This is a genomic window from Aeromonas sp. 130281, from assembly GCF_056642115.1.
Genome location: NZ_JBWVQS010000012.1, coordinates 42,459 through 55,858, shown reverse-complemented (window position 1 = coordinate 55,858; position 13,400 = coordinate 42,459). Strand labels below are relative to the sequence as shown.

At 63.2% G+C, this 13,400-nt stretch carries 13 protein-coding genes; 7 read left to right on the top strand and 6 right to left on the bottom strand.

Annotation, left to right across the window (positions count from 1 at the left end):
• Positions 1 to 11: 11 nt before the first annotated feature.
• Positions 12 to 1,301 (bottom strand): ATP-dependent RNA helicase RhlB, encoded by a 1,290-nt coding sequence (rhlB, locus tag AC1IN8_RS19965; protein ID WP_025328830.1) that lies wholly within the window; start codon positions 1,299 to 1,301, stop codon positions 12 to 14.
• A gap of 113 nt (positions 1,302 to 1,414) precedes the next feature.
• Between rhlB and trxA the strand changes: the two genes are divergently transcribed.
• The 5 genes from trxA (at position 1,415) to fre (ending at position 6,682) form a co-directional block, all read left to right on the top strand.
• Positions 1,415 to 1,741: a thioredoxin TrxA gene (trxA, locus tag AC1IN8_RS19960; RefSeq protein WP_025328829.1), complete on the top strand. Its 327-nt coding sequence runs from the start codon at positions 1,415 to 1,417 to the stop codon at positions 1,739 to 1,741.
• A gap of 206 nt (positions 1,742 to 1,947) precedes the next feature.
• Positions 1,948 to 3,213, top strand: a complete 1,266-nt coding sequence (gene rho / locus AC1IN8_RS19955; RefSeq protein ID WP_010672370.1) for a transcription termination factor Rho — start codon at positions 1,948 to 1,950, stop codon at positions 3,211 to 3,213.
• Between the two features lie 107 nt (positions 3,214 to 3,320).
• Complete coding sequence (locus AC1IN8_RS19950) at positions 3,321 to 4,325, top strand: hypothetical protein (RefSeq protein ID WP_479760318.1); 1,005 nt, start codon at positions 3,321 to 3,323, stop codon at positions 4,323 to 4,325.
• Between the two features lie 33 nt (positions 4,326 to 4,358).
• Positions 4,359 to 5,828 (top strand): 4-hydroxy-3-polyprenylbenzoate decarboxylase, encoded by a 1,470-nt coding sequence (gene ubiD / locus AC1IN8_RS19945; RefSeq protein WP_479760317.1) that lies wholly within the window; start codon positions 4,359 to 4,361, stop codon positions 5,826 to 5,828.
• A gap of 155 nt (positions 5,829 to 5,983) precedes the next feature.
• Entirely contained in the window at positions 5,984 to 6,682 is a 699-nt protein-coding gene (gene fre, locus AC1IN8_RS19940) for an NAD(P)H-flavin reductase (RefSeq protein WP_042648685.1), read from the top strand.
• A 183-nt stretch (positions 6,683 to 6,865) separates the two neighbouring features.
• Here the strand turns inward: fre and ubiK are convergent, their stop codons facing one another.
• The gene (gene ubiK / locus AC1IN8_RS19935; protein ID WP_010672374.1) at positions 6,866 to 7,123 is read right to left on the bottom strand and encodes a ubiquinone biosynthesis accessory factor UbiK; all 258 of its coding nucleotides are present in this window, start codon (positions 7,121 to 7,123) and stop codon (positions 6,866 to 6,868) included.
• 301 nt (positions 7,124 to 7,424) lie between these two features.
• On the opposite strand from ubiK, the gene AC1IN8_RS19930 reads away from it, so the two are divergent.
• Complete coding sequence (locus AC1IN8_RS19930; protein WP_479760314.1) at positions 7,425 to 9,842, top strand: VolA/Pla-1 family phospholipase; 2,418 nt, start codon at positions 7,425 to 7,427, stop codon at positions 9,840 to 9,842.
• Between the two features lie 76 nt (positions 9,843 to 9,918).
• On the opposite strand, the gene glpG is transcribed toward AC1IN8_RS19930, so the two are convergent.
• Together glpG and glpE are read right to left on the bottom strand one after the other, a co-directional pair.
• The gene (gene glpG, locus AC1IN8_RS19925; RefSeq protein WP_479760336.1) at positions 9,919 to 10,752 is read right to left on the bottom strand and encodes a rhomboid family intramembrane serine protease GlpG; all 834 of its coding nucleotides are present in this window, start codon (positions 10,750 to 10,752) and stop codon (positions 9,919 to 9,921) included.
• Between the two features lie 29 nt (positions 10,753 to 10,781).
• Positions 10,782 to 11,105: a thiosulfate sulfurtransferase GlpE gene (glpE, locus tag AC1IN8_RS19920; RefSeq protein WP_043763931.1), complete on the bottom strand. Its 324-nt coding sequence runs from the start codon at positions 11,103 to 11,105 to the stop codon at positions 10,782 to 10,784.
• Positions 11,106 to 11,272: 167 nt separating this feature from the next.
• Between glpE and AC1IN8_RS19915 the strand changes: the two genes are divergently transcribed.
• A complete protein-coding gene (locus AC1IN8_RS19915) occupies positions 11,273 to 11,866 on the top strand; it encodes a LysE family translocator (RefSeq protein ID WP_479760312.1) in 594 nt (197 codons plus the stop codon).
• Here AC1IN8_RS19915 and AC1IN8_RS19910 read toward each other — a convergent pair.
• Both AC1IN8_RS19910 and AC1IN8_RS19905 read right to left on the bottom strand, forming a co-directional pair.
• Positions 11,845 to 12,690 carry an AraC family transcriptional regulator gene (locus AC1IN8_RS19910; protein ID WP_319914034.1) on the bottom strand — a complete coding sequence of 282 codons (846 nt, stop codon included), beginning with the start codon at positions 12,688 to 12,690 and terminating at the stop codon, positions 11,845 to 11,847. The two genes, AC1IN8_RS19915 and AC1IN8_RS19910, sit on opposite strands and share 22 nt — an antisense overlap.
• Before the next feature lie 2 nt (positions 12,691 to 12,692).
• Positions 12,693 to 13,394 (bottom strand): ABC transporter ATP-binding protein, encoded by a 702-nt coding sequence (locus AC1IN8_RS19905; RefSeq protein WP_025328819.1) that lies wholly within the window; start codon positions 13,392 to 13,394, stop codon positions 12,693 to 12,695.
• Positions 13,395 to 13,400: the final 6 nt, after the last annotated feature.

Here is a 13,400-nt window from a genome sequence, read left to right as displayed (position 1 = left end):
GGGCCCGTCCCTCAGTTCTTGCGTGGCGGACGGCGGCGGTTGTTGCTGTTGCCACCACCCTGGCGATCCCGCATGTTGCGGTTCACCGGCTGACGGTTGCGGAACACCCGTTTCGGGGGGGTCACGTCATCCAGCAGGGAGTCGCGATCGTACTTGCTGACCGGGATGGGGTGATGGATGTACTCCTCGATGGCCGGCAGGTTGAAGGCATAGTCTTCACAGGCCAGGCTGATGGAGTGACCGCTCTTGCCGGCACGACCGGTACGACCGATACGGTGTACATAGTCTTCGGCGTCGTCGGGCAGGTCGTAGTTGAAGACATGGGTCACGTCGGGGATGTGCAGACCACGGGCGGCCACGTCGGTGGCGACCAGGATGTCCAGGGTGCCCTTGGTGAAGTCTTCCAGGATCTTCATCCGCTTCTTCTGCGGCACGTCACCGGTCAGCAGGCCGACGCGGTGGCCGTCGTTCTCCAGCCACGCATGCACGTCTTCGCAGACATGCTTGGTGTTGGCGAAGACGATGGCTTTCTCCGGCCACTCCTCTTCCATCAGGGAGAGCAGCAGCAGCATCTTGTCTTCGTTGGAGGGGTAGAACAGCTCCTCCTTGATGCGTACGCCGGTCATCTGTTCCGGCTCGATCTGCACGTGTTCCGGGTGGTTCATGTGCTCGTAGGCCAGCTCCTGCACCCGCAGGGAGAGGGTGGCGGAGAACAGCATGCTCAGACGCTCGGTGGCGGGCGGCATGCGGCGGAACAGGAAGCGGATGTCCTTGATGAAGCCGAGATCGAACATGCGATCCGCTTCGTCCAGCACCACCACCTGGATGTTGCCGAGATCGATGACCTTGGACTTGAAGTAGTCGATGATGCGGCCCGTGGTGCCGATCAGGATGTCGACACCCTGTTCCAGCACGGCCAGCTGCTTGTCATAGCCTTCGCCACCATAGGCGAGACCGAGCTTGAGCCCGGTGGAGGCAGACATGCCTTCTGCATCGTTGTAGATCTGGACCGCCAGCTCCCGGGTCGGGGCCATGATGATGGCGCGGGGCTGATTGACGAGGCGCGGCCTGGTCAGCGGATGGGTCAATAGATAGTTGAAGGTCGCGGCCAGGAAGGCAAGGGTCTTGCCGGTCCCCGTCTGGGCCTGACCGGCGAGGTCATGGCCTTCTACCAGCAGCGGCAGAGACAGTGCCTGGATGGGCGTACAATAGTGAAATCCCTTTGATTCCAGACCAGCCAGAACTTCGGGTTCGAGGCCCATTTGGGCGAATTTTTCGGTCGTTAGATGTGTTTTGCTCATGGCGGTAGGTTATCAGGTTAGGCTTGCAATAATAAACAGGATCATTTCAAATAGGGCAACTATTGCCTTTGTTGAACCATCAATAAAGCCTTAATTACTGACTGGAGTTGGAGATGAGTGACAAGATTGTTCAGCTGAGCGATGCCAGCTTCGAGGCCGATGTAATCAAAGCCGACAGCCCCGTTCTGGTCGATTTCTGGGCTGAATGGTGCGGTCCGTGCAAGATGATTGCCCCGATCCTGAACGAAGTCGCCCAAGAATATGCCGGTCGCGTGACAGTGGCGAAATTGAACATCGACCATAACGCCGACACTCCGCCCAAGTATGGCATTCGCGGTATCCCGACCCTCTTGCTGTTCAAGAATGGCGAAGTGGCAGCGACCAAGGTCGGCGCCCTGTCCAAGACTCAGCTGAAAGAGTTCCTGGACGGTAACCTGTAATAATCAAGAAGGAGCGCATTGCAATAATGCGCTCCTTGTGTTTTATCACCTAGACGCTCATCCCGATTGGTGCTAGTTTATCGCTCGTTTGCTAACCTTTTTGCCTGACTCTTTGCTTAACAGCAGCCTGGCAAGTCAAATCCGATCAGCATCAATCCAGCAGACTGTCTCCTCATTTCAATCCTTGCTTACAGACTTTCACCACTATGAATCTGACTGAATTAAAGAACACTCCTGTGTCCGAGCTGGTACAGCTTGGCGAATCCATGGGGTTGGAAAATCTGGCTCGGGCGCACAAGAAAGACATCATCTTCGCGATCCTCAAGGCGCACGCCAAGGGTGGCGAGGATATCTTTGGCGACGGTGTGCTGGAAATCCTGACCGACGGCTTTGGCTTCCTGCGCAGCGCAGACGGCTCCTATCTGGCAGGCCCGGATGACATCTATGTCTCCCCGAGCCAGATCCGCCGCTTCAACCTGCGTACCGGTGATACCATCTCCGGCAAGATCCGGCCGCCGAAAGAGGGTGAGCGCTACTTCGCCCTGCTCAAGGTCAACGACGTCAACTACGACCGTCCGGAAAACTCCCGCAACAAGATCCTGTTCGAAAACCTGACCCCCCTGCACGCCAACGAGCGTCTGCGCATGGAGCGGGGTAACGGCTCTACCGAAGACATCACCGCCCGCGTGCTGGATCTGGCGTCCCCCATCGGTAAAGGTCAGCGTGGCCTGATCGTCGCACCGCCCAAGGCCGGTAAGACCATGCTGCTGCAGAACATCGCCCAGAGCATCGCCTACAACCACCCGGACTGCGAACTGATCGTTCTGCTGATCGACGAGCGCCCGGAAGAAGTGACCGAGATGCAGCGCATGGTGAAGGGTGAAGTGATCGCTTCCACCTTCGACGAGCCCGCCTCCCGTCACGTCCAGGTTGCCGAGATGGTGATCGAGAAGGCCAAGCGCCTGGTCGAGCACAAGAAGGACGTGGTGATCCTGCTGGACTCCATCACCCGTCTGGCGCGCGCCTACAACACCGTCATCCCGTCATCGGGCAAGGTGCTGACCGGTGGTGTGGATGCCAACGCCCTGCATCGTCCGAAGCGCTTCTTCGGTGCGGCCCGTAACGTCGAGGAAGGCGGCAGCCTGACCATCATCGCCACCGCGCTGATCGACACCGGCTCCAAGATGGATGAAGTCATCTACGAAGAGTTCAAGGGTACCGGCAACATGGAACTGCACCTCTCGCGCAAGATTGCCGAGAAGCGCGTCTACCCGGCCATCGACATCACCCGCTCCGGCACCCGCAAGGAAGAGCTGCTGACCGCGCCGGACGAGCTGCAGAAGATGTGGATACTGCGCAAGATCATTCACCCCATGGGCGAGATCGACAGCATCGAGTTCCTCATCGACAAGCTGGCAGCCACCAAGACCAACGACGAATTCTTCGACTCCATGAAGCGTCAGCAGAAATAACTGCATCTTGGAATGACAGAACCGCGGCCCAGGTCGCGGTTTTTGTTTATCTATTTCACGGCTGGCTTAGTAGTATGTAGCCTCGATGTCACAAGGAAAGGGACGTCATGAAGCTGGTATTTCTCATTGGACTCTGCTGGATGCTGGCTGCCCCTGTGCATGCCGATACCCCGCCGCAGCTGCAGGCACCTCTGGTGGCGGACGAGGGATTGGAGGGGCACCGGGCGTACCTGGATAGCCGCATGGCATTGGGGCAGTTTGATGCCATGGATTCGCTGCTCGAGACCCTGTCGGTGGGGCAGCGGGAGTACTTGCTGCATCAGCTGTTGGGCGGGCTCAAGTCATCGGCCGCCCCCAGCCCCGCCCTGCTGGCCTGGGTTCGTGAGCAGGCCGCCAAGGCGCCGCAATGGCTGGTGGAGGGGGAGGTGGACGGTTTCCTAGTGCAGCTGCCTGCCTATGATTTTGCCGCCGAGGCCCGGCTGGTGCTCAACCACTGGCAGCAACTGGCCTGGCAGGACAACTACCGCCAACTGCTGGAGCAGAACAGCTTCGACTACAAGCAGCTCTACTACAGCCGCAACCCTGAGCTGGCCCGGCAGCAACAGGCGCTGCTGGCCGTGCTCGATGACCAGCCCGCCCCAGTGCTGCGACGCGAGGCAGACCGGCTCGCCTCCCTCAATCTCTTCCTGCCTGACAACCAGTTGCTGCTGCACCTCATCGAGCGGACGGGCGACACAGCGCTCTACCTGAAGCTGTGGCGCCAGCCTGTGGATCACGACAGCCTGGCTGCCCTGCACTCCATTTCCCGCTTCCATACCGGCCAGGAGGCGAGCGATCTGCTGATCGCCGCCAGCCGCAACGGGCGGCTGATGATCCCCGCCCTGCAGCAGCTCAGCCAGCTCTCGCCGCTGCCGGACGGTGCCCAGGAGTATCTGCTGGCGGAGCTCGGCAAGCACCAGTATGGCGGCCTGGTGGCCGGTCTCTTGCTGCAGATGGACGAGCCCAGGCTGCTGGGCCAGCTGGCGGACAGGCTCACCCGGCAGGAGCGGCGTCACGCCTCGTCCATCATGCTGCCCGATACGGGTACACCGGATGCGCGGCCAGGGTTATAATGCGGAACCTCCTGACCCCGCTAGGGTACCTGCATGAAATACAAGGACTTGCGTGATTTCATCGCGCAGCTGGAACAAACCGGACAGCTCAAGCGCATCAGCCGCGAGATAGACCCCTATCTGGAGATGACCGAGATCAGCGACCGCACCCTGCGTGCGGGCGGCCCGGCCCTGCTGTTCGAGAATCCCAAAGGCTATTCCATGCCGGTGCTGACCAACCTGTTCGGCACCCCGGATCGGGTCGCCATGGGCATGGGCCAGCCCAACGTCGGTGCCCTGCGCCAGGTCGGGGTCTGGCTCTCCTACCTGAAGGAGCCAGAGCCGCCCCGCGGCCTCAAGGAGCTGATGGAGAAGCTGCCCATCTTCAAGCAGGTGCTCAACATGCCGACCAAGCGGCTCTCCTCCGCCCCCTGTCAGCAGGTGGTGCTTGAGGGGGATGCGGTGGATCTGGACCAGATCCCCATCCAGCACTGCTGGCCCGGCGATGTGGCGCCCCTGGTGACCTGGGGGCTGACCATCACCCGTGGCCCCTACAAGAAGCGCCAGAACCTCGGCATCTACCGCCAGCAGAAGATCGGCAAGAACAAGCTGATCATGCGCTGGCTGGATCACCGCGGCGGCGCCATCGATTTTCGCGAGTGGCAGGAGGCCCACCAGGGTGAGCGTTTCCCGGTGGCGGTGGCGCTCGGCGCCGATCCTGCGACCATACTCGGCGCTGTGACGCCGGTGCCGGACAGTCTCTCCGAGTACGCCTTCGCCGGCCTGCTGCGGGGCAGCCGCACCGAGGTGGTGAAGGCCCTGAGCTGCGATCTGGAGGTGCCCGCCAGCGCCGAAATCGTGCTGGAAGGCTATCTGGAGCCGGGGGAGATGGCACCCGAGGGCCCCTACGGGGATCACACCGGCTACTACAACGAGGTGGACGAGTTCCCGGTGTTCACCATCACCCACATGACCATGCGCCGTGATGCCATCTATCACAGCACCTACACCGGCCGTCCGCCCGACGAGCCTGCTGTGCTCGGAGTGGCGCTCAACGAGGTGTTCGTGCCGCTGTTGCAGAAGCAGTTCCCCGAAATCGTGGACTTCTACCTGCCGCCGGAAGGCTGCTCCTACCGGATGGCGGTGGTGACCATCAAGAAGCGTTATCCCGGCCACGCCAAGCGGGTGATGCTGGGAGTCTGGTCCTTCCTGCGCCAGTTCATGTACACCAAGTTCGTGATCGTCTGCGACGACGACATCAACGCCCGGGACTGGAAGGACGTGATCTGGGCCATCACCACCCGGATGGACCCGGCGCGGGACACCACCCTGATCGAGCACACCCCCATCGACTACCTCGACTTCGCCTCGCCGGTTTCGGGGCTCGGCTCCAAGATGGGACTGGATGCCACCAACAAGTGGCCTGGGGAGAGCAACCGGGAGTGGGGTCAGCCCATAGTCCAGGACGAGGCGGTGAAGCAGAAGATCGACGGGATCTGGGATGAGTTGAAGCTCCTCGACTGAGCGACCCACCCGGGCTGGCGGCCATTCCGACGCAAAAGTGCGGTATTGCCGTGCCGAATTGGGTATGCTCGACTGACTTGACCACCAACTGGTCGCCATAAAAACAGTGAAACCATGAGCGAAGCGGGCCGGGCAGGCCCCTCACAAGGACAAGAATGCAACGTATCAAGTGCCGCGTAGAGGAACTGCGCGAATATGTCGACACCATCTGGCACGTGGCCCTGACGCCGCAGCAAGCGGTGAGCTTCAAGCCTGGTCAGTATCTGCTGGTGGTGATGAGCGATTCGGACAAGCGCCCCTTCTCCATCGCCAACTCGCCGACCCGCTCCGGTGTGCTGGAGCTGCAGATCGGTGCCACCCCGGAAAACGCCTACGCCGGTCAGGTGCTGGCCCGCATGCGCGAGCAGGGGGAGATCGAGATCGAGCTTGCGGCGGGCAAGGCCTTCCTGCGCGACGAATCACCGCGCCCCCTGATCCTGATGGCGGGCGGTACCGGCTTCTCCTACGCCCGCGCCATCCTGGAGTATCTGATCGATACCGGCAGCAAGCGCCCGGTGTTCCTCTACTGGGGCGTGCGCCAGGCGCACTGGCTCTATGAGCAGGGGCAGATGCAGCAGTGGGAGCGCGACTATGCGCCGCTCACCTTCATCCCCGTGGTACAGGAGCCACAAGCGGACTGGACCGGCAAGACCGGCCTGGTGCACAAGGCCATCATGGATGACTTCGTCAGCCTGCATGACTACGACATCTATGTGGCCGGTCGCTTCGAGATGGCGGGTGCCGCCCGCGAGGAGTTCAAGGTGCTGGGTGCCGAACCCGAGCGCATCTTCGGCGACGCCTACGAATTTATCTGATCACCGCCTTCCCGAGGAACGCCGATCCGCTCCCTGCTCCCCTCGCGAGAGAAGGGGTTGGGATGAGGGGGTGAGCAACTTGGTTCGCCAGCCCGCATCGGCCCATCCCCCTCGGGCATCAGAAACAACAAACCCCAGCCTGGCTGGGGTTTGTCTTATGTGCCGACGGGGCGTCGCGCCGGATTACTCGCCCTTGGCGGCGAGCTGCTGTTCCAGCTGGGCCAGCTTGGCCTCGAGGGCGGTCAGCTTCTCCCGGGTGCGCAGCAGCACCTTGGTCTGCACGTCAAACTCTTCGCGGCTCACCAGATCCAGCTTGTTCAGCTGGGCCTGCAGCACCTGACGGGTCTTCTTCTCCACCTCTTCACCCATGCTGCGAATGCCGGGCGGCAGGGCGTTGTGTATCTGTTTGGCGATCTCTTCCAGTTTTTTCGGGTCGATCATGGGGTTCTCCTTAAGCAATGGCGCCATTCTACCGACAAATCCCCCCCTTTGCCGAGATCGGGGTGGCTTTTTGCGCCACTGGCGCTGAAAGGCTCTGGTCGGGTCTGGTGATAAGGGGAAGGCTGCTACCCTCTTTCGCCGGGGATCAATTCCAATTCCTTGATGTTGTACACAAAAAAATCAGATCAGATGACCGACCAGAGGCTTATTAATTGTTGCGTTGCTGTTAATATGACTCGGTCGGGTTTGGACCCTACCCCGTCAGGCTCATCATGGATAACAACATAAAAGAGATAAGGATATGAAAAAGAAGCTAATTTACGCGGCCGTCGTCAGTGCGCTGCTGAGCGGTTGTGGTGGCAGTGACGACAACAAAGGCGATACCTCAAGCTATCTCGATTATCTGCTGAGCGGCACCAATGCGGCGCGCCCCAGCGCCCTGGCCGCCCGTGCCAGTGACGGCACCCTGAAGTTCTCGACCGAAACGGCCGATCTCTCCAATCCAGTCTCCGCCCTCTCCACCCTGGATGGCTGGTCCACTACCCAGGCGATCCAGATAGTGCCCGTGACGGCCTCAGGCATCACGGTCAAGGCGCCGTCCGCCGCCGAATTCGGTGCCTCGGTGGCTCCGCTCTACCTGCTGGAGCTGGAGTTCGACAGCGCCGCCCTGCGCCCGAGTGGCGTGAAGAAGGTGCTGACCTACGGGGTGGACTTCGTGGTCGCCGAGTCGGCGGGCAAGCTGAACCTGGTGCCGCTCAAGCCGCTCAATCCGGCTTCCTACTACATGATAGTGGCGACCGATTCGCTCAAGGACAGCAGCGGTAACCCCCTGCGACCGGGTAGCGACTACAGCAACTACAAGACCAGCACCGGCAGCAATGCCCAGGAGCAGACCATCAGCGGCCTGATCGCGCTGCAGGAAGGGCTGTTCAAGGCTGCCACCGGCATCACCAGCGACCACGTGATCTTCTCCGACTGGTTCGGTACCCAGTCCGGGGCCGACGTGCTGGTGGCGGTGAAGGGTGCGGCCGCTTCCGTACTCAAGAGCCCGACTCTGGACGCTGCCGCCCTGTGGAAGCAGGATGCCCTGGGCAACACCAGCCTGCCCGGCACCTACACCCTGGGGGTGACGGCAAACGCCGCCTTCCTGACCCAGCTGGAAGCCGAGCCCTTCCTGCCTCAGGAGCAGAAGGATGCCATTGCCGCCGCCTTTGGCCCAGGCACCCCGCTCAACGGCCTGGCGCAGGCTGCCAAGGTTTATAGCGGCACCGTCAAGCTGCCCTACTTCCTCTCCTCCCCGGCCACCGCCGGCTCCTGGGACAAGGCCAGGACCCAGTCCTGGCACGGCGCCATCCCCAGCCTCTATGCCATCGCCAATGCGCTGAAGGCACAGGATGCCGAGGTGATCGGCGGTCTGGTGGGCGCCGGTGTGGATCCGGCCCTGCTGGGCGAGCTCATCGCCGACCCGAGCCGTCAGGCCGAGCTGCTGGCGGAGGCGAGCAAGTTGATCGGGGTGACCCTCACCTCCGGCGGCCAGCCACTGGATCCCGAGATGAACATAGGCCGCTTCAACCCGCTGCCAGCGCTGGAAGAGGTGCAGTCCGTGCCGATGCGGATCTTCGCCGCCGCGCCGCTGACAGCCATCACCGACGTGATCATCTATCAGCACGGCGTCACCTCGGTGAAGGAGAACGCCTACGCCCTGGCCCTTGGCCAGATCGGCGCCGGTGCCCAGGCGAGCAAGAACGTGGCCGTGGTGGTGATCGATCATCCGCTGCACGGTGAGCGCGGCTTCGCCCTGACCGGCAGCATGGACTCGGTGACCACCTCCGACAACCCGACCCCCTACCTGAACCTGAGCTACCTGACGGTGGCCCGCGACAACCTGAAACAGAGCGTGGCGGATCTGCTGGGCCTGCGTCTGGCGGTGGGGCTGGCCAATGCCAAGGGGGCCATCGGCACCGCAGGCAGCCTCAAGGTGCACTTCCTGGGTCACTCCCTGGGGGCCATCGCGGGGGCCAACCTGCTGGCGGTGGCTAACCAGTCCGTTGGCAATCCCCAGGCCGATGCCCTGTTCAAGTTCGACACCGGCGGTCTGGCCATGCCGGGTGGCGGCATAGCGCCGCTGCTGCTGAACTCGCCGACCTTCGGCCCGACGATCCAGATGAGCGTGCTGACCGCTGGCAGTGCGGCCCTGAAGGCGGCCTTCACCGCCTATGCGCCGAACTGCAAGACGGCGGTGCCGACCTGCTTCGTCAACGAGTTCCTGCCGAGCCAGGACGCCGCCACCCAGGCCACCGCGGCCGGTACCCTGCAGAGCTACAGCTTCGCGGCCCAGTCGGTGCTGGACTCGGCTGATCCGATCAACCTGGGTCGCGGCATAGCGGCGAACTTCCCGCTGTTTGCCACTGAAGTCGTCGGCGATGGCGTCCTGAGCCTGTCGGATCGGGTGATCCCGAACAGCATTGCCACCGCCCCTCTGGGTGGCACTGAGCCGCTGTTCAAGGTACTGGCCCTGCAACCCCTGAGCGCGACCGGCGCGGCCAACCACCACGCCACCCGCTTCGTGGCCGGTGGTCACAGCTCGCTGCTGGCACCGGACGAGAACTTCGATCCGACCGGCGCCGTCACCACAGAGATGCAGACCCAGTTCGGCAGCTTCTTCGCGAGTGGTGGCTCCGCGGTCAAGGTGACCGACGCCAGCCTGCTCAAGCAGTAAGCCGGCCGACCAATAACAACGCCGCCCCTGGGGGCGGCGTTTTCGTTTCTGGTGATGGTACCTGCGAGGAAGTGCGTCAGGCGGGCTTGTGGTGCCTGTCCAGCCAGCCTTGCGCCAGGCCGATCAGCAGACCGACCCAAAGGACCATGTTGGCGGTGGGGGTGCCTAGCATGTCGAAGAAGCCGAGCACCAGCCAGATCAGCATGAAGCCCATCAGGGCCGGTGGCATGGTGAGGCCGCAGGCGGGCTGCAGTCTGGCACGCATCCAGCTGTAGCCGAGCAGGGCATAGACCACCCCGGAGAGGCCACCAAAGCGCGGGCCGCTCACGAAGAACTCGGCGATATTGGGCAGCGCGGCCCCGACCAGCAGCAGGATAAACAGCTTGCCGCTGCCGAGCCGCTGCTCGATCTGGCCGCCGAGATACCACCACCACAGCAGGTTGAACACCAGGTGCAGCACCGAGAAGTGGATGAAGGCCGGGGTGACGTAGCGCCAGGCCTGCCAGTCGGTGAATTGGGCCAGGGTCGGGTGGAACGCCAGCTCGTCGAAGATGGGCAGGCCTATGGCATCCAGGGCATAGATGGCCAGGCAGGCGATGATCACCACCAGGGTCAGGGGGCCCGCCTGATGGAGGAAGTCGGTGACCGGATCCGTCATCCCCTTGCTGTAGTCGATGCGGGCATCCGCCCGGCCGGATTGCCAGGAGGCCTCCATGTAGCGGGGGTGATTGGGCTCGGCGAGGAAGCGCTTCACCTCCTGCTGGGCCTGAGCGAGGCGCTGCTCGTCCGCCAGCCAGACGGAGACGCCGAGCTCGGACTGGGTCAGCTCGCACGAGATGCCCAGGGTGGCGAGGTAATCCACCAGCGCCTGGGCCATGCGGGCGTCCCCCAGCACCAGCAGCTGGATCATGCCGGCCGGGGAGGAGTGCCCCGCCCCTGTCATGCGTCCCCCGCCTGGATCGGGAACTCCCTGCGCCAGGCCTCGAAGCCGCCGTCCAGGCTGTAGACCTCGTCATAGCCCTGTTGCAGCAGATACTGGGCCGCTCCCTGGCTGCTGTTGCCGTGATAGCACATCACTATGACCGGCGTGTCGAAGTCCACCTCGTTCATGAAGCGAACCAGGGAACCGTTGGTGAGGTGGAAGGCGCCGACCGCGTGGGCCGTCTCGAAGGATTGGGGATCGCGAATGTCCACGAGACGGGCTTCGCCTGCGCTCAGCTTCTGGTGGGCATCATGGGCGCTGATATGGGCAAACTGGTCCATTGAGATGTCCTGAAAATGGAGGATTGAGGGCCAGTTTACCGCAAGCCGTGGCTTGCGCTAAGTCCGCAATGTGCCTTGCCATGTGCCGCAGGATCGCAATTTCCTTCAATATCGGCTTGGGCGGGCCGGATAGGCTGGTGGCTCAATCCTTTGCGTGAGCATCATCCATGGAAATCAGTCTGTTGTTGTCCATGTCCGGGTTTGCCCTGGCCATGTCCATCTCCCCCGGTCCGGTCAATCTGGTCGCCCTCGGCACCGGCGCTCGTTATGGCTTTCCGGCCAGCCTGCGCCACGTGGTGGGGGCGACCCTGGGCTTCATCCTGCTGCTCCTGCTGATGGGGCTGGGCCTCGGCGGTGCCCTGTCCCGCTGGCCGGTGGCGGCGGGCGCCATCCACTGGGGCGGCGTGCTCTTTCTCTGTTACATGGCCTGGCAACTGCTGGTGGACAGGGGGCAGCTGGAGCGGGTCGAGGGGGCGCCCCCCGCCTTCTGGTACGGGGCCCTGATGCAGTGGCTCAACCCCAAGGCCTGGCTGGCCGCCAGCATGGGAATGGGAGCCTATGGTGTCGCGGGCGGGGTGGGGCAGGTGGCCCTGTTTACCAGCATCTATCTGGTGATCTGCCTTGGCTCCATCGCCTGCTGGGCCTATGCCGGCAGTTGCATGCAGGGGCTGCTGCTCGTGCCTCGCCGGTTGCGTTGGTTCAACCGGGCCATGGCGCTCTTGTTGCTGCTCAGCGCCGTCTATCTGGTGCGTTCAGCCTGACGGGCGAGCTGGATCCTGTACTGGCCCGGGGTGGCGGCGACCCGGCGCTTGAACTGGCGCTGGAAGTGGGCCTGATCCGCGAAGCCGCTGGCCAGGGCGACCTCGGCCAGGGGCTGCCCCTGCCTGAGCAGGGTGCGGGCGTGGCGGATGCGTCTATCCAGCAGATAGGCGTGGGGTGTCATGCCGTAGTGGTGGCTGAAGGCGCGCACGAAGTGGGAGGGGGTGAGCCCGGCCACGGCGCTCAGCTGTGACAGGCTGAGGGGGCTGGCGCTGTCGTCCTGCATCAGCTCGGCAGCCCGTTGCAGGTGCTGGGGCGGGCGATCGTCCCACCTGGCCGGGGTGAGCCTGGCCAGCAACTGGCGACTGAACAGGTGGCAGGCCACCTCGCGGGCCAGGGGATCCGGCGCCTCTACCAGCTGGTGATGGAGGTGTTGCAAGCCCCGGTAGAGCAGGGGATCCCGGCTCGCCGTCATGTCGAAGGGCCTGAACTCGCTGCCGAGGCCCGCCTCCTCCTGCTGGCTGCGCAGCCAGTCGGTATCGAGGTAGAACATCAGATAGGACCAGGGCTGATCCGCGATGGGGTTGCAGGCGTGTACCTCTTCCGGGTTCATCAGCACCAGGGAACCCGGGCCGACCTCTTGCAGGCTGCGCTGGTTGAGGTAGTGACTGTGGCCGCCGGTGATGGCGCCGATGGAGAAGTGGGGGTGGCTGTGCTTGTCGTAGCAGACGTGGCGGCCATCCTGCACCGCCCGCGCCTCGATGAAGGGCAGGGCAGGGTCGTGCCAGAAGCTGTGTCTGTCCGGCCCTGCCTCTGCCCTGCTCATGATCAGCCGCCGAGATAGGCCTGGCGTACTGCCGGGTTGGCGAGCAGGGCCGCCCCCGTGTCCTGCAGCACCACCCGGCCGTTCTCCAGCACATAGCCCCGATCCGCCAGCTTGAGCGCCTGGTTGGCGTTCTGCTCCACCAGGAAGATGGTCATCCCCTTCTGGCGCAGCTGCTCTATGGTGTCGAAGATCTGCTGGATGATGATGGGGGCCAACCCCAGGGAGGGCTCGTCCAGCAGCAGCAGACGCGGCTTGCTCATCAGGGCCCGACCTATGGCCAGCATCTGCTGTTCGCCGCCGGACATGGTGCCCGCCCGCTGCTCCAGCCGCTCGTGCAGCCGGGGGAACAGGGTGAATACCTGATCCAGCAGGGCGGGTTGCTCGGCCTTGTCGACGAAGAAGGCCCCCATCAGCAGGTTCTCCTGCACCGTCAGGCGGGCGAAGATGCGGCGCCCCTCAGGCACCACTGCAATGTCCTTGCGCATGATGCGGGCCGTGCTGAGGGAGTCTATCTGCTCCCCCTCGAACCAGATACTGCCGCTGCTGGGCTTGGGTTCGCCGCACAGCGTCATCAGCAAGGTGGTCTTGCCGGCGCCGTTGGCGCCGATCAGGGTGACGATTTCCCCCTCTTTTATCTCGACGCTGACGTCGTGCAGCGCCTGGATCTTGCCGTAGTGGGTCGATACGTTGCGAAGTTCTAACATCTTGAT